The organism is Aeoliella straminimaris (genome assembly GCF_024054565.1).
In the GTDB taxonomy this organism is placed as follows: Bacteria; Planctomycetota; Planctomycetia; order Pirellulales; family Lacipirellulaceae; genus Aeoliella; species Aeoliella straminimaris.
Window position 1 is genome coordinate 433,332 of record NZ_JAMXLR010000092.1, and the last position, 25,474, is coordinate 458,805.

Here is a 25,474-nt window from a genome sequence, read left to right on the forward strand (position 1 = left end):
CAATCTATCAGGAAAAGCGCGGATTTAATCCATGGCAATGACCAAGAATAGAAAACCGATACGCTCGTCGTTTGTATTGCTTGTGGCAACGGTGTTGCTTGCCCCGGGCAGTCTGGCCCAGGACGAAGGCAAATCGACCGCGGACCTCGAACAGCAGTTCATCGCGGTGCTCAGTTCCGATGCGCCAGAAGCAGAAAAGGCCATCGCATGTAAGCAACTGGCCGTCCACGGGTCAAGCAAGGCGGTGCCCGAGCTAGCCAAGTACGTGGCCGACCCCCATCTCTCGTCCTGGGCTCGCATCGCACTGGAAGTCATTCCAGGACCTGAGGCCGACGAGGCGCTCCGAGTTGGTGCGGAGAGCGCCGCAGGAACTGTACTGGTGGGGACGATCAACTCCATTGGCGTTCGCAGGGATCTTGCCGCGGTCGAGATCCTTGTTCGACACCTGAAGCACGGCGATCCGGCGGTGGCAAGTGCGGCCGCGGTTGCGCTCGGTAAGATTGGAGACCCGCAGGGAATCGAGGCTTTGCTGCGCGAGCTGAATGGTGCCGATGCCAGACTCAAGAACGCGGCAGCTCAAGGTTGCATCCTGTACGCCGAAGCCTTGCTCCAAGCGGGCGAGTCCGCTAAGGCATATGAAGTCTACGAGCGCGTACGCGGGGCCCAAGTGCCACTGACGCGAATCGTCGAAGCCTCGCGCGGCGCAATCCTCACCGGTGGGCCGAAGGGGGAGCAATTGCTGGTCGAGTTGCTTGGCTCGTCCAACAAGAATCTGGTGCATATCGCCCTGAGCGCCTACCGCGAATTGCCAGGCACCGAGATTGACGAAACGCTTGCCCAGCAACTGACGGAGGTTGATCCGGACGTTGCCGCTTTGATGCTGTACGCGATGAGTGACCGACCGCATGGCAAGATTTCGTCGACTATCGTCCGTGCTCTTGATCAAGAGAGTCCGGTCGTTCAAAAGGCGGCTGTCCGAGTTCTGGGACGCGTTGGAGATGAAACGTGCCTTCCAAACCTACTGGAACTTGCAGGTGGCGACGATGAGGAGCTGGCTGCTCTGGCTGAAGAGGCTATTGAAGCCCTGCCGGGAGACCGAGTCGATGCTCGACTGGTCTCGATGCTAACTGAGTCTGACGACGCACTCTGTGTCGAGCTTCTTGAAGCGATTGGTCATCGCGGCATCCGATGCACGGACTCCGTGTCGCCGTTCCTCGATCACACCAATTCGGAAGTTCGCCGAGCCGCCCTATTTGCCGCCAGCCAGACAATCAGTCAGGACGAGTTGTCGCTACTCGTCGCTCGGTTGCTGGAATCGGCTCCTGATGCGGATGACTCCGCCATTCGAGAAGCGCTGAGAGTCGCTAGTGTGCGGATGCCGGATCGAGAAGCCACCGCGGCGGATCTTGCCAAGGCGATGGAGAGAACGAATTCGGTCGAAGCCAAAGTTGCTCTCCTTGATGTCCTGGGCGCGATGGGTGGTACTACGGCTCTGCAGACCCTTCGGGATGCCGCGTTGCATGGCGATGCAGAGCTGCAAGACACGGCAACTCGCCTGCTTGGAAGGTGGATGTCGGTCGACGCAGCGCCCGTGCTGTTAGACGTTTCAACGTCGCTGCAAGACGACAAGTACAAGGTGCGGGCATTGCGGGGATACCTCCGCCTCACCCGCCAATTCCAGTTTGGTGACGAAGAGAGAGCCGCGATGTGCCGCAACGCTCTGGAGGCCGCAACACGCCCAGACGAGCAAAGACTGGTGCTCGAAGTGCTCGAGCGTTACCCAAGTCCTCACACATTGGAAGTTGCAAAAGAGGCTCAGCAGATTGACGCGATCTCCTCAGCTGCAAAGCAGACGACGAGCGCCATCCGAAAGCGGCTCGACGAAGACAATGGCAATTGAGGTCAATGGAGCAGCAAACCGCATAGAGTCACGGATCTTCACACCCTCCCTGTCACATTACATACCACACTGCTGACCATCAGGAGGGCGCAACCGATGGGCTAATCGGTACAGAGTTACATCGAGTCGGGCTGAGAGGTCGCGAGTTGAACACTTCCTCAAAGCCTTTGCACAGTGTTTTATCCAGTTTGCCAGAATCGGAACTTATTGGAGACTTCCAGTTTGATGGAGCACGGCCCACTTCTAGGCATGAGAGCTAACCTGCTCAGGCGTGTTACGCTAGGGTACCCTTAAATCCGGCCGCTAAGCTGCTGAGGTAAAGTACACTGTGGGGAGTTGCTCGACGGTCGAAACCGCCTCGGGTGATGCATTCGCTGCCATCGGAATCCCACTTGAATCACTGCGGCCAGTTATCGGTCGCCGCGTCTCCTGAGTCGCTCTAACAAGTGCACTGGGTTGAACTTGTTTAGCATGAACGAGAAATACAAACGGTGGTACTAACATGAATCTCACGCAATGCCTCTCGGCTTTAGTGTTGGCTGCTTCGCTCGTCTCCACCACCGTCGCGGGGCCGCCCGCCTACGAGAAACTTGTCTTGTCCGACAAGTTCTACAGCGAAGGCGCGTACTATGCCGACTTCAACCGCGATGAGCATATCGACATTGTGGCTGGGCCGTTTTGGTACGCGGGCCCCGACTTCAAGCGGCGTTACGAGTATCGCGAGCCGAGGGAGTTCAGTCCGCTCGACTACTCCGACAACTTTCTGACCTACACCGGTGATTTCAATGGCGACGAGTGGCCCGATGTCCTTTGTGTGCCTTATCCCGGCACAGATGCCTATTGGTACGAAAACCCCGGCAAGTCAGGTGATAACCGTTGGACGTCGCACTTGGCTCTGAAGAATGTCGGCAACGAGTCGCCCGCGTGGATCGACATCAACGGCGACGGTCGCCGCGACTTGGTGTTCAACATCGATGGCTATCTAGGTTACGGTACATGGAACCCCCACCGGCCTGATCAGCCGTGGGCATTTCACAAAATTAGTCCCCAAGGCGACTACCAGCGTTTCACGCACGGCGTCGGCGCGGGCGATATCAATGGCGATGGCCGCATGGACATCGTCGAGTCGAAGTGCTGGTGGGAGCAGTCGGAGGACAAGGACGCCGATGGCCCGTGGAAACGCCACCCGTACGAGTTTGCCGACGCGGCCGCCCACATGGGAGTGCTCGATATCAACGGCGATGGCTTGTTGGACGTGGTGAACGCCTGGCACTGTCACTTGTATGGTCTTGTCTGGCACGAGCAAAAGCGGACCGCCGACGGGAAGATCCACTTCGTGCAGCACGAGATCCTGCCACCCGAACCCGACATGGCGTCGCCGGACCTGCGGATCAGCCAACTGCACGCCCTGACGATTGCTGACATCGACTGCGATGGCGTCCAGGACATCGTCACCGGCAAGCGATATTGGTCGCACGGCCCAACGGGCGATGTCGAAGCCGATGCGCCGCCGGTGCTGTACTGGTTCCGCGTCGAACACCAAGTAGAGTCGCCACCGAAGATCACTCCCTTCGAGATCGACAACAACTCCGGCATCGGCACTCAGGTTACTGCGGTCGATTTGAACAAAGACAAAACGCCCGATGTGGTGGTTTGCAATAAGAAGGGCACGTTCGTTTTTCTGAGTAAGAGAGAGAATGGCTCGCAAACTGGCTCTCAGTGATTGAGTCCAAGTGAAACCTACGCGAAAGAATTCGCATGTGCGTGGGTTGCACGTCACGTAACTGGCGACAGTGCACGCGACCACTGCGAGACATAGTCCACTGCAACTCGTCTCGCTGGACGCGCTTTAGAGCAGTTTCCTCGTTGCCGTGCCGAGTATCCGCAGTGTCGGAAGTAGGCGAGGCATTCGCGGGTAGAGAACTTGTCGAGTAGCTTTGCAATCACTTGTTCTAACTCGTCGATACTCCGCGCAGCGGCCTGTCGGAGGAGTACTTTGAGCTTGGCGAATGCCAGTTCGATCGGGTTGAGGTCTGGACTGTAGGGGGGGCAGGTACTCCAAGGTCTCAGCGACCGATCCGTGAGCCGTTTCGGAGGAACTCCGGTAAGCGGAACGGTAAGCAGAACCGGCGATTTCGATTTCACTCGCTAAAACAAGAAGTTTGGAACCCTTCACTATGAACTCTGATTCCGTTGGTCGGGGTTCAAGTCCCTGCTCCCCAGCTTCGGCTTTATGAAAAAACCCCCTGCCACGGGCAGGGGGTTTTTGGCATTTCTCGGCCGGAAGGCCGCTGGATGGCTGGGCCGCGTGGGCTCAGGCATCCTCGCCCGCCGGGGTGGCGGGTTCTTCCTTTTTGGGCTTGGGTGGCATCGTCATTTGTTCCGGTGTCAGGGCCTCCTTCAGGCCGGGCACGTCGGCCGCGCCGGTGGGCACGTGGATGCTCGAGCCCTTGAGGTCGTCGCCAATCGCTTCGTAGCGGCCGCCAAGTTGGCCAGCCAGGAACGCTTCGGTCACGGCGTTGAAACTCGTGTTATTTTCCGGACGTGCGAAACCGTGGCCCTCGTCGGGGTACAGCACGTAGGTGACCGGGATGTTCTTCTCGGTCATGGCCTCGACGATCTGGTCGGCCTCCAACTGCGTAACACGGGGGTCGTTCGCGCCTTGGCCAATCAGCAGCGGCCGTTCGATGCGATCGACGTGCGTCAGCGGCGACATCGCGAGCAGATCGGCGCGGCCTTCATCCGTGTCGATGTCGCCCACGCGGATCTTCATCACCGGCATGAACGGTATCCAATAGTCTGGAACGTTCTCGAGCAACGTCACCAGGCTACTGGGGCCGACGATGTCGACGCCGCAGGCGAAGGTGTCGGGCGTGTAGGTCAGGCCGACCAGCGTGGCGTAGCCACCGTAGCTGCCGCCCATGATGCAAATCTTGTCCTCGATGGCGATCTTGTTGTCGACCGCCCACTTCACGGCGTCGAGCAAGTCGTCATGCATCTTACGCGACCACTCGGCGTTCGCCGCGTTGATGAACTCCTTGCCGAAGCCGGTAGAGCCGCGGTAGTTAACGTTCAGCACGGCGTAGCCACGGTTGGCCAGCCATTGGTGCGAGGAGTTGTAGCCCCAGCCATCGCGGGCCCAGGGGCCGCCATGCACTTCGAGAATCATCGGCACCGGTTCGTTGGGTACGCCGTCGCCGTCTGGGTCGGATCCCGGCGGCAGCGAGAGGTAACAAACCAGGTCGAGCCCGTCGCGACTCTTGATCACGGGGGCGTGCATCTTCACCAACGGGTAATTGTCTAAATCGTCACGATTGCTGAACAAGTACCGCATCCGCGCGTCGCCCTCTGCCTCGCGGTCGTAGATGTAGTACTTCACGGGGCCGTCGTCCAGGATGTAGGCCACGGTCCAGTAACGATCGTCGAGCGTGCGACCGGTGACTTCGAACTCGCCGTCGGCGAACTCGGTGAGGAAGTTGATGTCGCCCTGGACCGCTTCGTCCAGCACCTCCCATTCGCGGCGGGCGAACGTGAACGACACCGCCTGAATGGTGTGCTTGGTGGGATGGGCAAGGATGCCGCCGACGTCGGCCTTGTCGTTTTCGGCCAGCAGTTTCGAATCGCCATCGTCCAGGTTGCGGGCGAACAACGCGGCCGTGTTACGGTCGCGGCTGTCTTCGTAGTACAGGACGTTGCCTTCCTTGTTGAAGCCAACCGGGCTGCTGGTCATGGCGTCTTCGGGACCGAAGGTCTCGGCCACTTCGAAGTCAGTGTAGCCTTTCTCGCCCGGCTCGCCCTTGGGCACTAGCCATGCAGCACCGCCATCGGGCGTGTAGTTAAACGCCATGCGGACCTTGAAGTTGTCGTCGGGAATCAACGCCGCCAGGCCTGGGTTCTCCTGCAACAGGGTCCGCTCGCCCGTCTTCAGGTCGACGCGGTACAGGTCGTGCAGTTGGGGAATGCGATCGTTGAGGGCCACCAACACTTCGTCGGGGAACATTTCGCTCACACCTGCCAGTCGGGCATGAACCTTGTCGACAGGAGTGAGGTCCTTGGTGGTCTTGTCTTTGACGTTCGTGGCGTAGACGTGGAAGTCCTCGTCGCCTCCTTTGTCCTGCGAGTAGAGAATCTGCTCGCTGTTGTAAGCCCAGTGGTGCCCGCGAATGCCGCGGTCCTTGTCGTCGGTCACCGGCTGGGCGGCGTCGAGGTCGTCGACCGGAGCAACCCACACGTTCATCACGCCTTCGCCGTCCTCATTGCCTTCCTGCTTGACGGGCGCCAGGAAGCTGAGCCACTTGCCATCGGGACTTAAGCGGGCCTGAGCTCGTTCGGGGTTGCCAAACAGGACGTCGCGGGGAATCAACGGGACGTCGGCCAGTACGGTAGTGGTCTTCTCTTCGCTGGAGGTGGGTTGGGACATTTCTTCTGCTTTCGATTCTTTCGATTCGCTAGCAGTGGCGACCGTCTGAGTTTCGGCTTCCGTGGTCTCCGCTGCCTTGGTTTGGGGCGAACTGGACGTTTGGGTCTTCGAGTTGTTCGTGGGGTTCGGAATCGTGGTAGTCGATTCAACTCCGCAGCCACTGGTGGCAATGGCGGCGATAACCAGCCACAAGGCGAGTTCGGAGAACGTAATCAGGGCGTTTTTGAACATGGCGAGACAACCTCCTTGGTGGTGCTGGGGAGAGGCCGGCGGCGCGGGGACGCCAGCAGCGCGGCGGCGCGAATACCAGTCCAAAACCCCTCCGGACAGGCGATTCACACCTCCGCAACGGCCGAGTATATCGCACCCGGCCGGGAGTTACGACCGCCGCTCCGCGGGGTGTTCTCCACAGGTCCCTACGCAGCCAGGCAAAGAATCGTTCGGCACCGTGGGGCGATTCTGGTTAGACTGCCAGCATGCCCCCTTGTGCCTGCTTAGTGTCTATCCGCCATGCCCGCTGGGAATTCCAAGCCACCCGACCGTCCTGGCCGCCGTCGCCGTGCGCCGCTGGTGGCGGTGGCCCTGGCCGTGATGGCGGGCATCGTGCTCGATCGTGGGGCCAGCGACCGCGCACTGGAGTGGCCCGGTTGTGGACAGTGGTGGCTGCTTTCGGCGGTGCTGCTTGCCGCTTGGTTATGGCTGCGAAGTAGTGGGCGCCATCTTACGGGTAGTGTGGTGGTGCTGGTGGCCGCGGCGTCCCTGGCAGGCGGTTGGCACCACTGGCACTGGAATCTATTCAGTTACGACGACCTCGGGCGGATGGCGACGCTCGAACCCTACCCGTGCTGCATTCAGGCGGTGGCCAACGCTGCCCCCGAGCGCGTAGCTGCGCCGCCGGAGTCGCCGTATCGCGCAATCCCTCAAGGCGAGAAGAGCCAACTGTTGATCACCGTCACTCGCGTTCGCAACGGCGAGCACTGGCAACCGGCCGCGGGGCAGTGCGAGCTGATTGTCGATGGCCATTTATTGGGGGTGAACGCGGGCGATCGGGTGCAGGTGTTTGGCCAGTTCCGCGCTCCCTCGCCGGCCCGCAACCCGGGGCAGTTCGACTACGCGCTGCACCTGCGGGCCGATCGCCAGCTCGCCTATGTCCGCTCTCAATCGCCCGACTGCGTGACGCTCCTGCAGCGGGGCAGCCCCTGGAATCCGGCGCGGTGGGTCGACAACCTGCGCAGCAGTTGGCAGAGTCGCTTGTGGAGTGCGCTCGGTCCCCAGCGTGCGCCTACCGCCGCGGCGCTGTTGCTGGGCGCACGCAACTCGATGCCCCGCGAAGCGGTGGATGCGTTTCGCGTCACCGGGGCACTGCACGTATTGGTGGTGTCGGGCTTGCATGCGGGCATCTTGATGAGCCTGGTGTTCGGACTGCTCGGCATGGGCCTGTTACCGCGTCGGCAGGCACTGTTGGTGGCCGTAGCGATTGTAATCTTCTACGCCATCCTCACCGGCGCGCATCCTCCGGTGGTACGGGCGGCGGTGCTCACGGTGCTCGCCTGCATTGGCCTGTGGTTCGACGAGCAACCCTTCGCGCTCAATTCGCTGGCCATCGCGGCGCTGGTGGTGCTTGGCTTGAATCCGGCCGACCTGTTTCGCACCGGGCCGCAGCTCAGCTTCCTGTGCGTCACGGTGCTGTTGTGGTTCGTGTCGGTCCGCTGGCGGCGGCCACTGACGCCACTTGAATTCTTGCTCCGCAGTTGCGAGCCGTGGTACGTGCGGGCGATGCGTTGGGCCGTCAGCAGGGCAGGGCTGGCGATGCTGGCCACCCTGGCGGTGTGGATCGTCTCGCTGCCGCTGCTGTTGGAGAGCTACCATCTGGTTACCCCCATTGCAGTGCTGGCCTGTGTGCCGGTGTTTCTCACCGTAGCGGCATCGCTCGTCACCGGGTTCGCCCTGCTAGTGGTGGGCTGGATCGTCCCACCGCTGGAAGGCACCCTGGCCGCGGCCAACGGTTTGTGTCTCGACGCGCTCGACTGGCTGGTGAATTCCACCAGTCACTGGCCACACGCTTATAGTTGGTCGCCTGCTCCGGCTATGTGGTGGATCGTTGGTTGGTACGCCCTGGCGCCAGTGCTGTTGGCCGCGGGCGGTACTCGTTTTGGGTGGAGACGCACCGTGCAACTAGCGGCCGTATGGATCGCCTGCGGCGCGGCGGGTGGCATCGTCGCCCGCTCGCAGCCGCAGCAACTGGAGGTCACCTTCCTGGATGTCGGCCACGGGGTGTGCGCCGTGGTCACCACGCCCGAAGGAGCCACGCTGCTGTACGACGCCGGTTCGCTGGGCTCGCCCCACTACGCGACCAGTACGATCTCCGAGTACCTGTGGTCGCGCGGAAGTCGACAAATCGACGCCGTGGTGCTGTCGCATGCGGACGTGGACCATTTCAACGCCGTGCCGGGGCTGATCGACCGCTTCTCGATTGGCCGCGTGTTCGTCTCGCCGCATATGCTTCCACCACCCAACGATACCACCAACCACTCCGCGCCAGCCGAACTGCAGCGGCTGCTTGTCTCGCACAGCATTCCCATCGAGCAGGTCGAACTGGGCGACCGCCTCACGCTCGACTCGGTAACCGTGGCCGACGTGCTTTACCCCGATCGACTCGGCAGCTTCGGCGGCGACAACTCCAACAGCCTGGTGCTGGTGGTCGAGTCAGCTGGCCAGCGGGTGATGCTGCCTGGCGACCTCGAATCGCCCGGCATCGACTACGTGATGGACGAACCGCCAGCCGACTGCGACGTGCTGCTGGCCCCGCACCACGGCAGCCGCCGCAGCGATCCCCCGGGCTTCGCCGCCTGGAGCACGCCGGAGGTGGTAATTGTGAGCGGCGGTCCTGGCACGGTTGACCGCAATGTGCAGCAAAGCTATCAGCAATTGGGGGCCGAAGTGCTGTTTACGGCCGAGCGAGGAGCGATTTCGGCCAAAATCGACTCCGCCGGTTTCACCATCTCCACCTATTTGCCGTAATTATCACGTTCCCAACGCCCTGAAACGCATCCGGGACGGGGGCTCGAGACAGGCGCATTTCCCTAAAACCAATGAACTTGGTAGCGGGTAGCAACGTAGTACGAGTGTCGCAGGAAATCATTGTTTCTACCTCCTAAGAAAGTACGGAAATCCATAGTGGGCTAGCCCTTCGGGTCCAAACCCACTATCTTCGTGCGGAATCAGAGTAGTTTGCCCGCAGCGCTGCTCACGGAACTTTCAGCTTGATTACGCCCCCTGCGAACAGTCTCTCCCTTGCCGAGCCCAGTTGAGCTCGACAATCACAAACCAAGCAATAGGCAAACGGACGCAAAACCTTGCCACCCGCTTCTTCTGGCTGGTTTGACTGACGCGTAAGCCTGTCCGTCGGAGACCCCACAAGACGATGAGTCTGCATACCAACCCCAATGACCCTGTTTCCCCATCCAACAGCGCGGTGCTGAAGGATCGTCCTGCCACCAAGCAACGTCGTGCTGAAAAGCCGGCTTCGGAAGGGCCGAAGGTGATCGATGGCCGCCCACCTGCCAACTCGCCCGAGACCTGGAAGCTGGGTCTCGACTGGCCTGTGGTGGTGTGGATTGGCGTGGTGCATTTGTTCGCGATTGCTGCCCCGTTTTTCTTCACCTGGCAAGCACTCGCCACCTGCGTGGTGCTGATCCTGGCAACCGGTTCGCTGGGCGTCTGCATGGGCTATCATCGCCTGCTGACGCACGGCAGCTTTAAGACCTACAAGCCAATCCGCTGGCTGCTCGCCCTGCTGGGCGGACTCAGCGGCGAAGGCTCGGCCATCATGTGGGTCTCGAACCATCGCAAGCATCACAAGTACAGCGACCACGATGGCGACCCGCATTCGCCTCGCGACGGTGCATGGTGGTCGCACATGCTGTGGTTCATGCCCAACTGGGGCCAGAAAATCAGCGACGACATCGCCAAACGCTATGCCGGCGACCTGTTGAAGGACCCCATGATGCGGTTCCTGCACAAGATGTTCCTGCCCAGCCACTTCATCCTGGGCGTCGGATTGTTCTTGATGGGCTACTTTGGCGCTTTCGGGCTGACCGGTGGCTGGTGGGACGGCATGTCGATGCTGCTGTGGGGCACCGGTGTTCGCATGGTGTACGTGATGCACGTCACCTGGTTTGTGAACTCGGTCACGCACATGTGGGGCTATCGCAACTACGATACCACCGACGACAGCACCAACCTGTGGTGGGTCGGCCTGTTGGCCTTCGGCGAAGGGTGGCACAACAACCACCACGCCTACCAGCGCGTCGCCTCGCAGGGCCACAAGTGGTGGGAAATCGACGTCACCTACTGGGTGATCTGGATGATGGAAAAGACGGGCCTCGCCTGGGATGTCATTCGCCTGAAGGACGTCAAGCACACCAAGCCCGCCTAAGGCGAAGTGCAAACTCAAGAATCAAAAAAGCCTCGAGCGAATTCGCTCGAGGCTTTTTTTGTTGCCTGTTTGTAGCTGGCTTGGCTACTACTTCTCTTTCTTCACTTTCACGGCGGCCGTCGCCTTGCGACCCTTCACGGCCTCCACTTCTTGCCGCTGGCCCCACAGGTAGAACACGAAGCCTACCACCGCGCCCACCACGGTGGACGACAGCACCGCCGAGGCGCTGCCGGTGAAACTGGAGTTTTCGGCGGCCGCTTGGGTGGTGAGCACCAGGCCCACCAGGCTGACCACCAGTCCCAGGGCGTCCGAGAGGATCTCGGCCGGACTGAACCCCGCGTGCGCCAGTACCACCAGCTTGCCGAGCGTCAGTTGCAGGGCAAAGCTCACCACGCCAGCCACCATGATGGCGAACCCAATCCAATGGAACGCGGGGTGCGAAATGGCCTCGGCCAACTGGTAGATCGGCTTCAGCAGGCCGGCCGATATCTCCTGGGCCTGCGGATTCTTGTCGATCTCGCGAGCTGCCTCGTCGGCGGTCGACTTCGCGCTCTCCAGCGTTTGCTGCGCTTTGTCGCCCAGGTCGCTCTCGGGCTCGGCCTCCTGAGCCCAGACGGCGGCACCGCCACTCATCACCATTGCCAGTACGAGAAAACACCAGAAGGGACGCATGGTTGTTACCTTTCCTTGGGGAAGGGGGGATGGCCGGCCGCTCCCGCTGCGGGAGGGAATTACTGGGTATTCGCCCGGCAACGGTTATTCTTGGGGTCGGCGGAGTGTTGGAGCAAGTAGGCGATTGAATTGCAGGAAGCGGCACGGCCGGGTAGGTTTGGGGAGGCAATCGCCGGGTATTCAAGTCGCAGTAACTCGATGGGGAGAGCGAATGGGGTTTACTATCTACTATCGTTCGGCGGAGGTAGTCGACGAAGCAACTACCACTGCGGTCAAGCAGCGGGCGTCTTCCCTTTCTGCAAACCGGTCCTGGTTGAGTTGCGAGCCCTTGAGTTTCTGGGCGACCGATGACGATCACCTGGAGGGTGGCAGCAAGCCGAACTTCATGCCGGATGCCGATCCTGTCGCCGTTGCGGAGTCGGAGGGAATGGCGGACGGCACCGCCGTCGACTTGCTCGACGTGTTGTGCCAATTGTCGCAGGAGTTTGGCATCACCTGGGAGATGAGCCACGATGGCGAAGAGGGTACTGTGGGCTATATCCGCGACGGTGTCTGCGATGCCGAGGTGAAACTGCGCGTGGAGACCTTTGCTCAGATGTCGGGGAATATGGAAGACTTCCTCGGCGGGCTGATGGATGACTTCGAGATGTAGCATCCATCTCGACCCAAGCAAGCTTGCTTGATGCCGTCAACTGGCGCGAACCCATCGCCATCCGCCAGCGTAGCAACCGCGAGGATATCGAACGTCACTCTGCAAAAGTCTCTCCATGAAACGCCGCCGCTTGCTTCGCTGGGGCCTGCTGATGCTGGCCCTGTTCATGGTGGTGTTCGCCGGCGCCTCGTGGGTGGTTGGGGGCCGGTTGGTTGCGCCCGCCCTGCGAACCGTTGGCCCGCCGCCCGCTGATTTGCCGGTGGAGTCAATCTCGATCGAATCCAAGTCGGGCGCGAGGCTCGCCGGCTGGTACATTCCCGCCGACAATGCCACGGCCACCGTCGTGCTGCTGCATCCCATTCGCGGCGATCGTCGGGCGATGCTCACGCGGGCTCGGCTGTTGCACGATGCGGGCTATGCGGCGCTGCTCGTCGATCTGCAGGCGCATGGCGAGTCGCCCGGCGAGCACATCACCATCGGCCACCTCGAACGGCACGATGCAGAGGCTGCTGTGGCGTACCTTCGACGACGAACACCCGATCACCAAGTTGGCGTCGTGGGCCGATCGCTCGGGGGCGCGGCGGCGGTGCTGGCCTCGCCGCTGGAGATCGACGCGTTGGTGCTCGAGTCGGTCTATCCCACTATCGACGAAGCGGTGCACGATCGCTTGGCCATGCGTCTCGGTCCACTGCATCACGTGTTAGCCCCGGCGCTGCTGGTGCAACTCAGTCCGCGACTAGGCATCTCCACCGCCGATCTGCGTCCCATCGACCGCATCAACGCGGCCGGTTGCCCGGTGCTGGTGGCGGCCGGTGACCAGGATCGCCATACCACGCTGGCCGAAACCGAGCGGCTGTTCGCCCAAGCCAGCGAGCCGAAAACGCTGGTGATCTTCTCCGGCGCGGGCCACGTCGACTTGCTGGCGCACGACCCGGTGCTGTACAAAGATCAGATCGTTAGATTCCTGGATGCGAACTTGCAGCCGCCGCCTTGACGTTTGGCCGACATGCGCACCGCCATCTTGATCATCACTATCGGCTGCTGCCTGTGGGGCATTGCGGCCCAATCGCTATTGTTTCGCGAAGCGGGCTGCGAGTCACTTGGGCTCTTCGCGATTGCGGCCGTGCCGCTGCTGTTTCACGGCATCGTCGCCATCGCGGCGAATCGAAACATGGAGGCTTCCATAGCGTTTCTGATTGGCACCTTGCTGTCCGTTTTGGTGGGCTTCGGCGTCTACCGTTATGACTTGTTGCCATTTATTGAAGCTCGCCTGCAAGGCCAGCGGCTGATGCACTGCGGTCCGCCCCTGGTGGAGGTCACCGTCCCCATAGCACAACTGATGTTGCTTGGCGTGCTGTACCTGTGTGTCGTTCGCCTGGTTGCCGATAATACTCATCAGGGACAGGCTCGGTAATCCTGATAGGGACGTTGGATTCCCCTTCATCTATCGCCCCGGCTTAGCATGGCGACGCGACGCTTTGGCAAGGGCAAATCCTTGGAGTCCGCGCGGTCCAGAGATAAGCCAACCGCAGTTATTTGGAGTTCGCGAGCCCCCCAACTACAATCATGCTAACGAGTGGCCTTGCTGCTTCGTGACCAAGGTACCGCGTGCATGATCATTTGCCGGATGGGACGAAATTAGATGAAATGCCTGGTTAACGCCGGTTTGCTGTTGTCGCTAACGCTGCTGGGAGGCGACGTGCGTCTAGCCGCCGATGAGCCCGAGCGGCCGCTGGTGGCCTACGTGGGTACGTTCAGCTCGCCACTGCACGACCCTTTGCCAACCCAAGTCGATTTGCCGGAGGGCAACGGGCGTGGCATCCACATCTTTTACGTCGATCGCACGACAGGCAATTTGACTCCAGCGGGCGAGTTTCCGCTCGGCACCAGCCCCAGTCACCTGGCAGTGAACGCTGCCGGTACGCGACTCTACTCGGCAAACGAGACCGATCATGTCGGCCCCGACAAGCATGGGACGATCAGTTCGTTTGCCATCGATCCGGCGGACGGCAGTCTGAAGCAGTTGAACACCGTTGGCTCAGGAGGAGCCGGGCCGACCTACGTGAGCCTTCATCCCAGTGGCCGGTACCTGCTGGTGGCCAACTACTTTGGTGGTTCGGTCGCGGTGCTGCCGGTGGAGGAAGATGGCAGCCTGGGCGAGGCGGTCGACGTGAAGAACGATGCCGGGGAGATCGGCCCGACCAAGGCCACCAACGCACCCGAAGGCAGCTTCGCCTTCAGCGGTCATGACCGTACGCACGCCCATATGATTCAGTCGGATCCCAGCGGTCAATACGTCCTGCACGTCGACCTGGGGCTTGATCGGATTTTCGTATGGCGTTTCGATGCGTCGACGGGAAAGCTCACCGCCGGCGAGCATCACGAGGTTGCGTTGCCACCGGGCGATGGCCCGCGGCATTTCAGCTTCCACCCCAACGGTCGCTGGCTGTATTCCATTCAGGAAGAAGGCTCGACCATCGTGCTGCTGGACTACGATGCGAAACGCGGCAAGTTGACGCAGCGGCAAACGCTCTCGTCGCTTCCCCCCGGCTACGCCGGCAGCAATTTTTGCTCGGAGATCCTGGTCTCCGACGATGGCAAGTTCGTCTACGCCGGAAACCGCCTGCACGACAGCATCAGCGTGTTTGCCGTGGGGGCCGAAGGCGAACTGGCGTTTATCGAGAATCAGTGGACTCGGGGCGACTATCCACGCAGCTTCGAGTTCACTCCGTCCGGAGACCTCCTCTACTCGTGCAACCAGCGTGCCGACAACCTGGCCATCTTCAAAGTCGACACGAACTCGGGCATGCTCTACTTCACCGAGCAGTACGTGCCGGTGGGCAATCCTTCGTGCATCGTATTTCTGGATCTCGCGAAGTGAGACGGCGGCCGCTTGCACGGCCTGCTATCAAGCGATGACTTCCCGCGGTAAATCGTACTTGCGGGGGCGGTGCAGCGAAACCAAGTGGTTTCGCGCGCCAGAGTGCATTGCCGATTCGGTGTCCCACATCTGCCGTGCGGGGTGAGTTTGCCACTTGGACGCCGTATGTCTACAATCGCCGGCATGGAACAGAACAGCACGAGGGACGCCCATCTGCGCCCTTCGAATGAAGGCGGCGAGGGTGCGCTACGTCCCCGCACTGGCGAGGGCGTATCCGCCACGCTGCGCTGTCTGCGGTTACTGCTGGCGATTGCCTGTGCGATGGCGATCCAGCGTCCCGCGCGTGGTCACGGAGATCCGACGCTGGTCACCGTCGAGGAAGGGCAGTTGGCGATTCTCGCCCAGCCGGCCACTTCATTTCTGCTCGACGAAGGCTCCGGACCATCTGCGTCCGACCTGAGCTTTGGAGTGAACCAACCCGAGTTTGGTCCCCCGCCGGGCACGGACCTCTATCTTGAAACCGTGGGCGGGCTTTACTACTGGAATGGCGAGCAAATCAGTGCCACCCCGGCTTCGCTGATGTTGATTCCTCCAGCGGCCGATGGGTTTGGCTATCCGGTGATCAACGACCTCGATCGCTACACGATCTCCGCTGGATCGACTCCGCAGGCTGGCATGCTGTGGGGAACCTATCGTGGTAACTACTACTGGCATGCCGACGGATCGGTCCGCGTGCCCAATTCGTCGCTGGCGGCCGGCGTGTATGGTGTGCCCGTCCAGCTGACATCGCCTGGATACGAAGCCAGCGACCCTTTCATACTGACGTTTGGTTGGAACTTCGGCATCCTCGCTCGGCAGGAGGGGGCGTTGGCACTTCAGAGTTTATTGGCACTCCCCACCGCTGCAGGCGACTACAACCACGATGGCGTGGTGACCAGCGACGACTACCTGGTGTGGCGCAACTCTTTCGGCAGCGAACCCCTTATGGCTGGCGCCGGTGCTGATGGCAATGCAGACGGGCAGATCGACCTGGCCGACTACACCATCTGGCGGAACCACTTGGGCACTTCGGCCAGCGGGCTGGCAGTGTCGGCGGTTCCTGAGGCCGCATCGATCAAGAATCTGGTCGCCTTGTTGGCGGCCGCGTTGTGTTTGGCTTCTTTTCCACCTGTTCGTCGAGGTCGACCGGAGCAGTCGGCCACCCACTTGGAGGCACGCTGATGAGACACCTGGTTTTGCTTACCTTTGCCGCACTGAGCATGTCGCCGCTCGCCCTGGGCGAGACGATCACCAAGTTCCAAGCTACCTTGATGAACACAGGCGTGTTCACTTTGGATGGAGAGTCGCCGCCGGAGTTGGGATACGCGGGAACTGCCAACTTTACGTTGACCGAACCGATGGATGGATCGAGCCCGACGCTCGAATACACCATTCGTCTCTCGGGCTTCGAGAGTGTGTTCGGAGCAGGGGATGCCACGCCCGACCTGGACAAGATTCACATTCACACAGCACGGGCGGCCGACGGGACGACCATCGATGCATCGTTTCCCACGCCCCACGTGCTTAACATCCTGGGCACCCCAGCGTCGCCGCCCACCGAAACCGGGCATACCCGTGGTGGTGACGACGCCGATCAAACGGTGCAGGTCCGATCCAATGGCATGGTGGTCGTCTCCGGAATCTGGGACGATAGCGACGCCTTTGTGCACACGCCCGCTGGTGCCTCGTCGCGAGCGCTGACCGGTAGCCTCGATGACCTGTTCGCCGAGCAACTGCACCTGATGATTCACAGTCAAAATGCGCAGGCCTTTGGCAACCCCGGGGGGCCCGTCATTGGCGGCCAACTGATCACCGTGCCCGAGCCCTCTACGATCATCCTCTTGGGGGCTGGTTTGCTGCTGGTCGTGGCCCAGGCTCGTCGCCGCTCCAGACGCAGCGCCATCGCCTGAGTGGCTTCCGCTCCCCGTGTTCGCATGTTGGGCTGCTGTGGGGCGGCCTGGCCGCAGCGCTGTTTGCGTGGCGAATCGGGGGGACACCAACTGTCCAAAATTCGGTGTTGAATTCACCAGCCCAGTGAGTCCAATACAGGGTGGCCTGCTGCGCGTGCATCGCCGCCGGCGAGCGGCATCTGGCTGGACCGTGCGTGAGATCGCAGCGTGGGCTGACCCGGTCGACGGCCGGGCGAGTTTGCCGCAGCAGCCGAGTATTGGGACAGGTGGGCGTACTCGTGTACCAAAACTCCTGGGGATTTGAAGCCGAGGGATGTTGCAAGTTGTTGGTGTCAAATGGTTTGCGGAGCGCTGTGCCGCCGGGACGGGCCGAGTTTTGGGCCCGCGGATGTAGATCCCCGATTTGGTACCAATACGGCCGCGGGCGCTGGTCCATCGCTCCGCGACAAATGCGACGGGGCAAATGGCAGCTTGAACCGCCGCGTGACGTGCGTAGCATTCCTATGGGTTCTTTCCGTGTGATCTCGAACCAGGAAGGAGTTCAGCGATGACACTTCATTCAATTGGCACCCTGCAGGTCGACACGATTTCGCCCTCGGATTCGGTGCAAATTGCCGCGGCGCGGATGCGGGATCACCTGGTGGGCTGTCTGGTGGTGTGCGACGAGTCGCACCGGCCCGTGGGAATCGTTACCGATCGCGATCTGGCTACTCGGGTGGTGGCCAGGGGACTCGATTCGACCGAAGTACGCGTGGTGGACGTGATGACGGCCGCGCCTCAGTGCGTGCGTCCGTGCGATCGGGACGACGAGATTCTGCGGGTGATGCAGGGCGTGCCATGCCGTCGGGCGCCGGTGGTCGACGAGCAGGGCCGGCTGGTGGCGCTGGTAACGCTGGACGACGTGGTTTCGGTCATGGGTCGGCGGCTTGGCCTGATTGGCAGCCTGGTACACCGCGAAAGCCCGGCCGTGCTGGACTCGGGTGGGATATAGTTTTGGCCACGCGTGGGCGTCGACGTGGTAAAAAACCCCTGTTTTCGGGGAGCGTGCGGAGCCTGCAAAAATGGCAGTAGTGGGGGTTGCGGTGGGGCTGGTGTGCGTTACACTACTGGGCTTAGCAGCGACGTGTAATTGAAAGTCAAGTGAAACCCTATTGATGCAAGGGCAATTGGGCCCTTGGGAAAAGGAGTGAAACGCCCCCCGAGTCGCGCGAGGAGCCATTTGGGAACTCCCGGCCTCGTAGAGGGGTTGGTGTTCACTCGCGGCCCATTGCATCAGGGGTGGTTGGACGCCAGACACGAAGCACCGGATATTTTTTTGTTGCCCCGAGGTTAATTAGGTTTCGAGCATGCCGCTTACTAAGGATCGGAAAGAAGAGCTGGTCGGTGATTTTGGACGCGACGCGAACGATTCGGGTTCGCCGGAGGTCCAAATCGCGCTGCTTACCAACCGCATCAGCCAGATGACCGAACACATGCAGCAGCACCCCCAGGACTATTCCAGTCGCCGGGGCTTGTTGCGCATGGTGAGTCGGCGCCGCCGTCTCCTGGACTATGTGAAGCGGCACAACCCGCAACTTTACCTCGACCTGCTGCGTCGCCTCGAGATTCGTAAGTAATCTCGCCGCACGCGTCAGATTCGGCCAACAAACCGCCCGGTGTTCTCGTTCTCGAGCGCAGCTAGCGCTTGGGTGCTGGGCCGGTTGGCCATTTCTCTGCTGCACTATCGTGCTCTTGCCGAATGTCGCCGCTTGAGTTTCATCAAGCCAAAATTTTCGGGTAGTGATCGCAAGTCGTCCTGGACAGTCCAGGCATTCGTCGAGATCACCACTCGAAAGGATTCGCTTGATATGAAGCGAGTGTGCGGCCACCTTCGGCAGAGGTGCGTCTTGCACCATTCTCTGGGGAAGTGTTCGCCCTTTGGCCCGTCGGCGCCCTCCGCTCATAGGCAACGTAAATAAGTAAGTAAGAATAAGCTAAGTAGGAAAGACAGTATTGTGAATCGAGTCAAAGTAGAAAAACAAATCGGGCGTCAAGTTCTCAGTATCGAAACGGGTGCCGTGGCCAAGCAGGCCGCTGGTGCGTGCCTGGTGCAGTATGGCGAGACGGTGGTGATGGTCGCTGCGGCCCACAGCTCCCCTCGCCCCGGTATCGACTTCTTCCCGCTTACCTGCGACTACCGCGAGCGTCACGCCGCGGCGGGTAAGTTCCCCGGTGGCTTCCTGAAGCGGGAAGGTCGTCCCACGACCAAAGAAACCCTGACCTCCCGCTTGATGGACCGCCCGATCCGTCCCATGTTTGCCGACGGCTTCATGGACGAGGTGCAGATTCAAGCGTTCGTAATGTCGAGTGATCGCCAGACCGACGGCGACATCCTGGCAATGAATGGTGCGAGCGCCGCACTGACGATCTCGCACTTGCCGTTCATGGGCCCGCTGGGCTCCGTGCGGTTGGGGCAGGTCGACGGCGAGTTCGTTGCCTTCCCCACGGCCGACGAGTTGGAGTTCAGCGACCTGGACATGATTGTCTCGGGCACCAAGGACGCCATCCTGATGATCGAAGGCTTCGCTCGCGAAATGCCTGAGGACCGGATGGCCGAGGCCTTGATGACGGCTCATAAGTACGTCGGTGAAATCTGCGACTTGCAGCTCGAGCTGGCCGAAAAGGTGCAGCCGCAAAAGATGGACTACGTGCCGCCGGCCGACGATGGCCTGCGGGACAAGATCAACGAGCAGTTCTACAACAAGCTGCACGCCGCGAAGCAGACCGAGGGCAAGCACGAACGTGCCGCCGCCTGCAGTGCCGTGAAGGAAGAAGCGCTTAGCACGCTGATTCCCGACCCCGATGCCGAAGGGGCCTTCTCCATGGCTTCGTTTGGCAAGAATTGGCACGACCTGGAAGAAAAGGTCATCCGCGACCTGATTCTCGCCGGCACCCGTGCCGATGGCCGCGACAACAAGTCGCTGCGTGCTATCGAATGCGAAGTCGACGTGCTGCCTCGCGTGCATGGTTCGGCCATCTTCCAGCGTGGTGAGACCCAGGCACTGGTCACCGTCACCCTGGGCACGGGGCGCGACGAACAACGCGTCGATGGCCTGTTCGAAGAGTACTCCAAGCGGTTCATGCTGGACTACAACTTCCCCTCGTTCTCGGTGGGCGAGTGCCGTCCGATTCGTGGCCCTGGCCGTCGTGAGATTGGCCACGGCATGCTGGCCGAGCGAAGCGTCAACCCGGTGCTGCCGGATCACGACGATTTCCCCTACACGATCCGCGTGATCTCGGACATCACCGAGAGCAACGGTTCCAGTTCGATGGCCAGCGTCTGTGGTGCCACTCTGGGCCTGATGGCCGCTGGCGTGCCGATCTCGAATCCGGTGGCCGGCATCTCGACCGGTTTGGTGAAGGAAGGCGACAACTTCGTCTTGCTGACCGACATCATCGGCGACGAAGATCACTTCGGCGACATGGACTTCAAGATTGCCGGTACGCAAAACGGCATCACGGGTATTCAGCTCGACCTGAAGATCAAGGGTATCAGCGAAGAGATCATCCGCGGCACGCTCGCCCAGTCGCGTGAAGCTCGGATGGAAATCCTGCGATCGATGCTCAGCACCATCCAGCGTCCGCGAACCAACACGGCTGCTTCGGCACCGCGATTGGTGCGGACCAATATCGTGCCCGACAAGATCGGCATGCTCATTGGCCCTGGTGGCAAGAATATTCGTTCCATTCAGGAAGATACCGGCTCGCAGATCGACATCGACGAGGACGGCACCGTCACCATCGCCGCCGCGGACGAGGATTCCCTCAAGGCAGCCTTGGCCCGTGTCGAAGCCGTGACTGCCACGGTGCAAGTCGGCCGCATCTACGATGGAAAGGTCACCAGCATCAAGGACTTCGGTGCGTTCATCGAAATCCTGCCTGGCAAGGACGGTCTGTGCCACATCAGCGAACTGTCGAACGACTACGTCTCGAGCGTGGCCGACATTCTGAGCGTGGGCGATCCGATTCAGGTGAAGGTGATCGCCGTGGACGAGCAGGACCGCGTCAAGCTGAGCCGCAAGGCCGTGCTGGCCGAAGCCGAAAGCAATGGCGAGCCCGCCGCTACGGAGTAATCCCGCTGCGGCAAGCGAAAAGTCTGAAACCCACACGGGCCTCGCTTGCGGGGCCCGTTTTATTAGAGGGGTCAGTATTCAGGGATCAGGGGGCAGCGTATACGCTCGGCCCCGGAAGCTCCGTGCTAAAGAATCGAGCGCCGCCCAACGCCGCCCGGGTAGCACTGATGGGGCAATCCCTGACCCCCGACCCCTGCATCCCGACTCCTACGAAATGTCTGAGCAAACCACTTCCGCCGTCCAGCGATTGATGGACCAGTACACCGAGATCGCTCGGCTGGCGGGGGCGCTCGCGCATGAGATCAAGAACCCGCTGTCCACCATCCGGCTGAATCTGCAGTTGCTGGCCGAGGACATCGAAGACGAACCCTCGCCGCACCAACATCGCTCGCTCCGCCGGGTAGCGACCATGCAGAGCGAATGCCAGCGGCTGCAGGGGTTGCTGGACGACTTCCTGAACTTTGCCAAAGTCCGCAAGCTAACGCTCAAGCCCACCGACTTGAACCACGAATTGGCCGACCTGCTCGACTTCTTCGCACCCGAGGCCGAAGCAGCCGGTGTGGAGGTGGTGCGATACTTCGATCCCGATTTGCCGACGGTGCTGCTGGATCGCGAGTCGTTCCGCGGTGGAGTGCTCAACCTGCTGCTGAACGCCAAGCAGGCAATGCCCGATGGGGGACAGCTCACCGTGGCGACCAGTGGCGATGGAGAGTGGGTGCTGCTGCACCTGATCGACACCGGCTGCGGCATGGACGACCAGACCGCCGCGCGGATGTTCGAGACCTTCTACTCCACGAAGCCGGGCGGTTCGGGGCTCGGGCTGCCGACCACCAGCAAGATCATCGAAGCCCACGGCGGAGAGATTCGTGTGCAGACCGAAGTCGACCGCGGGACCCGCTTTACTATCTCGCTTCCTGTTCCACCGCGACTGCCGGGGCAGGGCGGTGTCGAACGCGAAGTGGTGCTGCCCGAATAGTCCGAACGTGTGGATCGCCATCCCCCGCAGGCATTGCATGGCAAGCTTTGACGGTCGGTTGGCGAAGCCATTGCAATCCGCCATAATCCTGCACAATTCGCGTTGATCCGCGTCGAAATCCATCTTTGAATCATGGCGAAATCGAAAGCTGCTCAAGTTGGCCCTCCCATCAACGTGCTGGTGATCGACGACGATCATGCGCACGCGGAGACCATTGCCGATAGTCTGTCGAGCCAAGGCTACGCCTGCACGCTCGCCACGACCGGGCAGGAGGGTGCCGATCTGATGGAGCGGCATTCGTTCGAGATCGTCGTCACCGATCTCAAGATGCCGAAGGTCGGTGGGCTGGAGATTCTGGCCAAGGCCAAGGACGACCTGCCCGACGCCGAGGTGATCATGGTCACCGGGCACGGCACCGTGGAGTCGGCCGTCGAGGCCATGCGCGAGGGGGCCTCGCACTTCCTGCTCAAGCCGCTCGACCTGGGTCAGCTCCGCAGCGTGGTCGACAACGCGGCCCGCGCACAGCACCTCCGCCGCGCGAATGCCGAGCTGAGTCGCCGGTTGGACGAGAAGTTCGGCTTCGAAGGTTTGATTGGCAACAGCCCACCGATGCAGGACCTGATCGAACGGCTCCGCCGCATCGCGCCGACCGATGCGACGGTGCTGATTGAAGGCGAAACCGGTACCGGCAAGGAGTTGGTCGCCCAGGCGATTCACCAGAACAGCCCGCGGAAGAACCGGCACTTCGTGGGGCTGAACTGTGCGGCCCTGAGCGAGCACATCCTCGAAGGCGAATTGTTCGGCAGCGTGCCCGGCGCGTTCACCGACGCCCGCGACAGGATGGGAAAGTTCGAATACGCCGACGGCGGGACACTGTTCCTCGACGAAGTGGGCGACATGCCGGTGCCGACGCAGATTAAGCTGCTACGCGTGCTGGAGAGTCGCGAGATCACTCGCGTTGGCAGCAACGAGACGGTGAAGGTCGACGTGCGAATCATTTCGGCTACCAACCGCAATCTGGAAGAAGCGGTGGCCAGCGGCGAGTTTCGCGAGGACCTGTACCACCGCCTGAAGGTGATCAGCCTGAAGCTGCCGAGCCTGGCCGAGCGGACGCAGGACATCCCGCTGTTGGTGGACCACTTCACCAAGATTCACGCCGCGCGGCACGGCAAGAAGATCAAGAGCATGACCACGGCCGCCCGCCGCCGATTAATGGCCCATAGCTGGACCGGCAACGTCCGGCAGCTTTCCAATACCATCGATAGCATGGTGGTGGTCGACTATGACGAGGTGCTCGACCTGGACGACCTGCCCCCCGAGTTCAGCCCGCCGGAGAGCGAGTCGGGCGGCTCCGCCGCCGACGGCCTGCACACGCTGGTGGGTAAGCCGCTGTCGGAGATCGAAGGTCTGTTCATCGCCGAAACGCTCAAAGTGACCGGCGGCAACCGCGAAGAAGCCGCCAGCATGCTGGGCATCGGCGAGCGGACACTGTATCGGAAGATTAAGGAGTATGATTTGTGAATGATGAATTGCGAGTGACGGATGACGCAAGCATTCGTCCCACGTCCAACGAATAACAACCACGGATCGACCACGGACGAACGAAAGATGCCTAGGATTCAGCAACTCTCTGCTTCGGTGGTGAATAAGATTGCCGCCGGGGAAGTGATCGAGCGGCCCGCGAGCGTGGTGAAGGAGTTGCTGGAAAACTCCATCGATGCCGGCGCCACTCGCGTCGATGTGCGGCTCGAAGCAGGGGGCCGGGATCTGATCCGTGTCACGGACAACGGCTGCGGGATCGAGCCCGACGACCTGATGCTCGCCGTGTCGAATCATGCGACCAGCAAGATTGTCTCGGCGGACGACTTGTTCGAAGTCGGCACCATGGGGTTCCGTGGCGAAGCGCTAGCATCGATTGCCGAGGTGAGTCGCACCCTGTTGCGGACGCGGACCGCCGAGGCCAACTCGGGCGCCGAGCTTCGCGTGAACGGTGGCGTTGCCGAAGCCATTCAGCCGGCCGGCTGTCCGGTGGGCACCACCATCGAGGTCCGCGACCTGTTCTTCAACACCCCGGTTCGGCAACGCTTCTTGCGGACGCCGCAGACCGAAATTGGCCACGCCACCGAGGCGTTCGTGCGCATCGCCCTGGCCAACCCCAAGGTGCATTGTAGGCTGGAACATGGCCAGCGAGAGGTGCACGACCTGCCGCCCACCGACGACTGGCGGGTCCGCATCGCCGCATTGTTTGGCGACGAACTGGCCGAATCGCTCATCGAAGTCGAAAGCGTCGACCCGCCGATCTCGCTGCGGGGCTACGCCGCCAATCCGCAGTACAGCCGGGCCAATAACCGCTTGCAGTATTTGTTCCTCAATGGTCGCAACATTCGCGATCGGGCCCTGCAGCACGCCCTGGGCGAGGCGTACCGCGGATTGCTGCTTACCGGGCGATATCCGATTTGTTTTTTAAGATTCGACATGCCGGCCAACCTGGCCGACGTAAACGTTCACCCCACGAAGCTGGAAGTCCGCTTTCAGGATGGCGGGCGGCTTTACAGTCAGCTGCTGAGCACGCTCCGCAGTAAGTTCTTGTCGAGCGACCTGCGGGCTGGTCCGGGAGGGCAGGGGGTGTCGCCCACTCGCGAGGAGGACCAGGCCGCCGGCGGCGCCAGCCAGATGGTCGATTGGGCCAAAGAGCAGCTCACCCAGCGACGTTTCGACTCGACCGACGCGCCGAGCCCCGCCTCGCGGGCGGTGGGCGAACCGCTCGTGATGCACCGCCTGCCGCAGGAATTCAAGCCGTTTCCCGATGCCGGTCCCACTCGGCACCAACCCACCCCGGCGGAAATGGCCAGCGGCGACTATGCGCCCGAGCCCGCTGCCGAGCCGGCAGTACCACGGGCGATGGGCGCCAAGGTGATTCAATTGCACAATCGGTACTTGATTGTCGAGACTGACAGCGGCATGGAGATCATTGACCAGCACGCGCTGCACGAGCGGATCCTATACGAGCAGATTCGCGCCAAAGTGGCCGCTGGCAGCCTGGAGACCCAGGCCCTGCTGGTGCCCGAGCCGGTGGATCTGGCGTCCGACGAGGCGGCCGCGGCCCTGGAGCAGCGCGAGTTGCTCAAGAAGCTGGGGGTCGTGATTGAACCTTTCGGTGGCGACACGGTCCTGGTCTCCAGCTACCCGGCCATGCTGGCCAACCTTCCCCCAGGAGAGGTACTGCACGACGTGGTCAATCGGCTGACCGCATCCGATCGCCTGCCCGAGGCGACCGACCTGATGGACGATTTGCTCCATACCGTTGCGTGCAAGGCGGCGGTAAAATATGGGGATCGGCTGACGCCCGACGAGATCACGGCGCTGTTGGAACACCGGCACCTGACCCAGAATCACCACCATTGCCCCCACGGTCGCCCGACCGCCCTGGTCTTCAGTTGCGACGACCTGGACAAGCAATTTAAGCGGATTTGA

At 61.5% G+C, this 25,474-nt stretch carries 18 protein-coding genes and 1 pseudogene; 16 read left to right on the plus strand and 3 right to left on the minus strand.

Annotated elements, in window-relative coordinates; translation table 11 throughout:
- Positions 1 to 37: 37 nt before the first annotated feature.
- Both NG895_RS27500 and NG895_RS27505 read left to right on the plus strand, forming a co-directional pair.
- On the plus strand, positions 38 to 1,900 hold the full coding sequence (locus NG895_RS27500) for a HEAT repeat domain-containing protein (protein WP_252855777.1): 1,863 nt from the start codon (positions 38 to 40) through the stop codon (positions 1,898 to 1,900).
- A gap of 502 nt (positions 1,901 to 2,402) precedes the next feature.
- Positions 2,403 to 3,623 carry an FG-GAP repeat domain-containing protein gene (locus NG895_RS27505; RefSeq protein ID WP_252855778.1) on the plus strand — a complete coding sequence of 407 codons (1,221 nt, stop codon included), beginning with the start codon at positions 2,403 to 2,405 and terminating at the stop codon, positions 3,621 to 3,623.
- 229 nt (positions 3,624 to 3,852) lie between these two features.
- Here the strand turns inward: NG895_RS27505 and NG895_RS27510 are convergent.
- Positions 3,853 to 3,949, minus strand: a pseudogene (locus tag NG895_RS27510) (IS630 family transposase); the annotation flags it as partial.
- A gap of 265 nt (positions 3,950 to 4,214) precedes the next feature.
- Positions 4,215 to 6,551 (minus strand): S9 family peptidase, encoded by a 2,337-nt coding sequence (locus NG895_RS27515; RefSeq protein WP_252855779.1) that lies wholly within the window; start codon positions 6,549 to 6,551, stop codon positions 4,215 to 4,217.
- A 279-nt stretch (positions 6,552 to 6,830) separates the two neighbouring features.
- Here NG895_RS27515 and NG895_RS27520 point away from each other — a divergent pair, with 279 nt between their 5' ends.
- Together NG895_RS27520 and NG895_RS27525 are read left to right on the plus strand one after the other, a co-directional pair.
- On the plus strand, positions 6,831 to 9,341 hold the full coding sequence (locus NG895_RS27520; protein WP_252855780.1) for a ComEC/Rec2 family competence protein: 2,511 nt from the start codon (positions 6,831 to 6,833) through the stop codon (positions 9,339 to 9,341).
- Positions 9,342 to 9,744: 403 nt separating this feature from the next.
- Positions 9,745 to 10,758, plus strand: coding sequence for an acyl-CoA desaturase (locus tag NG895_RS27525; RefSeq protein WP_252855781.1), 1,014 nt, complete (start codon positions 9,745 to 9,747; stop codon positions 10,756 to 10,758).
- A gap of 87 nt (positions 10,759 to 10,845) precedes the next feature.
- On the opposite strand, the gene NG895_RS27530 is transcribed toward NG895_RS27525, so the two are convergent.
- Positions 10,846 to 11,430: a hypothetical protein gene (locus NG895_RS27530; protein WP_252855782.1), complete on the minus strand. Its 585-nt coding sequence runs from the start codon at positions 11,428 to 11,430 to the stop codon at positions 10,846 to 10,848.
- A 211-nt stretch (positions 11,431 to 11,641) separates the two neighbouring features.
- On the opposite strand from NG895_RS27530, the gene NG895_RS27535 reads away from it, so the two are divergent.
- The 12 genes from NG895_RS27535 to mutL all read left to right on the plus strand — a co-directional run bounded on the left by NG895_RS27535 (position 11,642) and on the right by mutL (position 25,474).
- Positions 11,642 to 12,082: a hypothetical protein gene (locus NG895_RS27535; protein ID WP_252855783.1), complete on the plus strand. Its 441-nt coding sequence runs from the start codon at positions 11,642 to 11,644 to the stop codon at positions 12,080 to 12,082.
- 115 nt (positions 12,083 to 12,197) lie between these two features.
- Positions 12,198 to 13,076, plus strand: coding sequence for an alpha/beta hydrolase (locus tag NG895_RS27540; RefSeq protein WP_252855784.1), 879 nt, complete (start codon positions 12,198 to 12,200; stop codon positions 13,074 to 13,076).
- A 12-nt stretch (positions 13,077 to 13,088) separates the two neighbouring features.
- On the plus strand, positions 13,089 to 13,496 hold the full coding sequence (locus tag NG895_RS27545) for a hypothetical protein (RefSeq protein ID WP_252855785.1): 408 nt from the start codon (positions 13,089 to 13,091) through the stop codon (positions 13,494 to 13,496).
- A gap of 228 nt (positions 13,497 to 13,724) precedes the next feature.
- The gene (locus NG895_RS27550) at positions 13,725 to 14,963 is read left to right on the plus strand and encodes a lactonase family protein (RefSeq protein WP_252855786.1); all 1,239 of its coding nucleotides are present in this window, start codon (positions 13,725 to 13,727) and stop codon (positions 14,961 to 14,963) included.
- Positions 14,964 to 15,128: 165 nt separating this feature from the next.
- On the plus strand, positions 15,129 to 16,184 hold the full coding sequence (locus tag NG895_RS27555) for a dockerin type I domain-containing protein (RefSeq protein ID WP_252855787.1): 1,056 nt from the start codon (positions 15,129 to 15,131) through the stop codon (positions 16,182 to 16,184).
- Positions 16,184 to 16,912 carry a PEP-CTERM sorting domain-containing protein gene (locus NG895_RS27560; RefSeq protein WP_252855788.1) on the plus strand — a complete coding sequence of 243 codons (729 nt, stop codon included), beginning with the start codon at positions 16,184 to 16,186 and terminating at the stop codon, positions 16,910 to 16,912. The genes NG895_RS27555 and NG895_RS27560 overlap by 1 nt, the downstream gene beginning before the upstream one ends.
- A 547-nt stretch (positions 16,913 to 17,459) precedes the next feature.
- Positions 17,460 to 17,903 (plus strand): CBS domain-containing protein, encoded by a 444-nt coding sequence (locus NG895_RS27565; protein WP_252855789.1) that lies wholly within the window; start codon positions 17,460 to 17,462, stop codon positions 17,901 to 17,903.
- A gap of 355 nt (positions 17,904 to 18,258) precedes the next feature.
- Complete coding sequence (gene rpsO / locus NG895_RS27570; protein ID WP_252855790.1) at positions 18,259 to 18,528, plus strand: 30S ribosomal protein S15; 270 nt, start codon at positions 18,259 to 18,261, stop codon at positions 18,526 to 18,528.
- A gap of 378 nt (positions 18,529 to 18,906) precedes the next feature.
- Positions 18,907 to 21,024: a polyribonucleotide nucleotidyltransferase gene (gene pnp / locus NG895_RS27575; protein ID WP_252855791.1), complete on the plus strand. Its 2,118-nt coding sequence runs from the start codon at positions 18,907 to 18,909 to the stop codon at positions 21,022 to 21,024.
- Between the two features lie 214 nt (positions 21,025 to 21,238).
- Positions 21,239 to 22,000 (plus strand): two-component system sensor histidine kinase NtrB, encoded by a 762-nt coding sequence (locus tag NG895_RS27580; protein ID WP_252855792.1) that lies wholly within the window; start codon positions 21,239 to 21,241, stop codon positions 21,998 to 22,000.
- 132 nt (positions 22,001 to 22,132) lie between these two features.
- On the plus strand, positions 22,133 to 23,521 hold the full coding sequence (locus tag NG895_RS27585) for a sigma-54-dependent transcriptional regulator (protein ID WP_252855793.1): 1,389 nt from the start codon (positions 22,133 to 22,135) through the stop codon (positions 23,519 to 23,521).
- 87 nt (positions 23,522 to 23,608) lie between these two features.
- A complete protein-coding gene (gene mutL / locus NG895_RS27590) occupies positions 23,609 to 25,474 on the plus strand; it encodes a DNA mismatch repair endonuclease MutL (RefSeq protein WP_252855794.1) in 1,866 nt (621 codons plus the stop codon).

Coding starts and splice junctions, on each gene's coding strand:
- NG895_RS27530 (WP_252855782.1), bottom strand. CDS start 11,430: ATGCGTCCCTTCTGGTGTTTTCTCGTACTGGCAATGGTGATGAGTGGC.
- NG895_RS27545 (WP_252855785.1), top strand. CDS start 13,089: ATGCGCACCGCCATCTTGATCATCACTATCGGCTGCTGCCTGTGGGGC.
- mutL (WP_252855794.1), top strand. CDS start 23,609: ATGCCTAGGATTCAGCAACTCTCTGCTTCGGTGGTGAATAAGATTGCC.
- NG895_RS27500 (WP_252855777.1), top strand. CDS start 38: ATGACCAAGAATAGAAAACCGATACGCTCGTCGTTTGTATTGCTTGTG.
- NG895_RS27550 (WP_252855786.1), top strand. CDS start 13,725: ATGAAATGCCTGGTTAACGCCGGTTTGCTGTTGTCGCTAACGCTGCTG.
- NG895_RS27580 (WP_252855792.1), top strand. CDS start 21,239: ATGTCTGAGCAAACCACTTCCGCCGTCCAGCGATTGATGGACCAGTAC.
- NG895_RS27525 (WP_252855781.1), top strand. CDS start 9,745: ATGAGTCTGCATACCAACCCCAATGACCCTGTTTCCCCATCCAACAGC.
- NG895_RS27505 (WP_252855778.1), top strand. CDS start 2,403: ATGAATCTCACGCAATGCCTCTCGGCTTTAGTGTTGGCTGCTTCGCTC.
- rpsO (WP_252855790.1), top strand. CDS start 18,259: ATGCCGCTTACTAAGGATCGGAAAGAAGAGCTGGTCGGTGATTTTGGA.
- NG895_RS27515 (WP_252855779.1), bottom strand. CDS start 6,551: ATGTTCAAAAACGCCCTGATTACGTTCTCCGAACTCGCCTTGTGGCTG.
- NG895_RS27535 (WP_252855783.1), top strand. CDS start 11,642: ATGGGGTTTACTATCTACTATCGTTCGGCGGAGGTAGTCGACGAAGCA.
- NG895_RS27540 (WP_252855784.1), top strand. CDS start 12,198: ATGAAACGCCGCCGCTTGCTTCGCTGGGGCCTGCTGATGCTGGCCCTG.
- NG895_RS27555 (WP_252855787.1), top strand. CDS start 15,129: ATGTCTACAATCGCCGGCATGGAACAGAACAGCACGAGGGACGCCCAT.
- NG895_RS27560 (WP_252855788.1), top strand. CDS start 16,184: ATGAGACACCTGGTTTTGCTTACCTTTGCCGCACTGAGCATGTCGCCG.
- NG895_RS27565 (WP_252855789.1), top strand. CDS start 17,460: ATGACACTTCATTCAATTGGCACCCTGCAGGTCGACACGATTTCGCCC.
- NG895_RS27520 (WP_252855780.1), top strand. CDS start 6,831: ATGCCCGCTGGGAATTCCAAGCCACCCGACCGTCCTGGCCGCCGTCGC.
- NG895_RS27585 (WP_252855793.1), top strand. CDS start 22,133: ATGGCGAAATCGAAAGCTGCTCAAGTTGGCCCTCCCATCAACGTGCTG.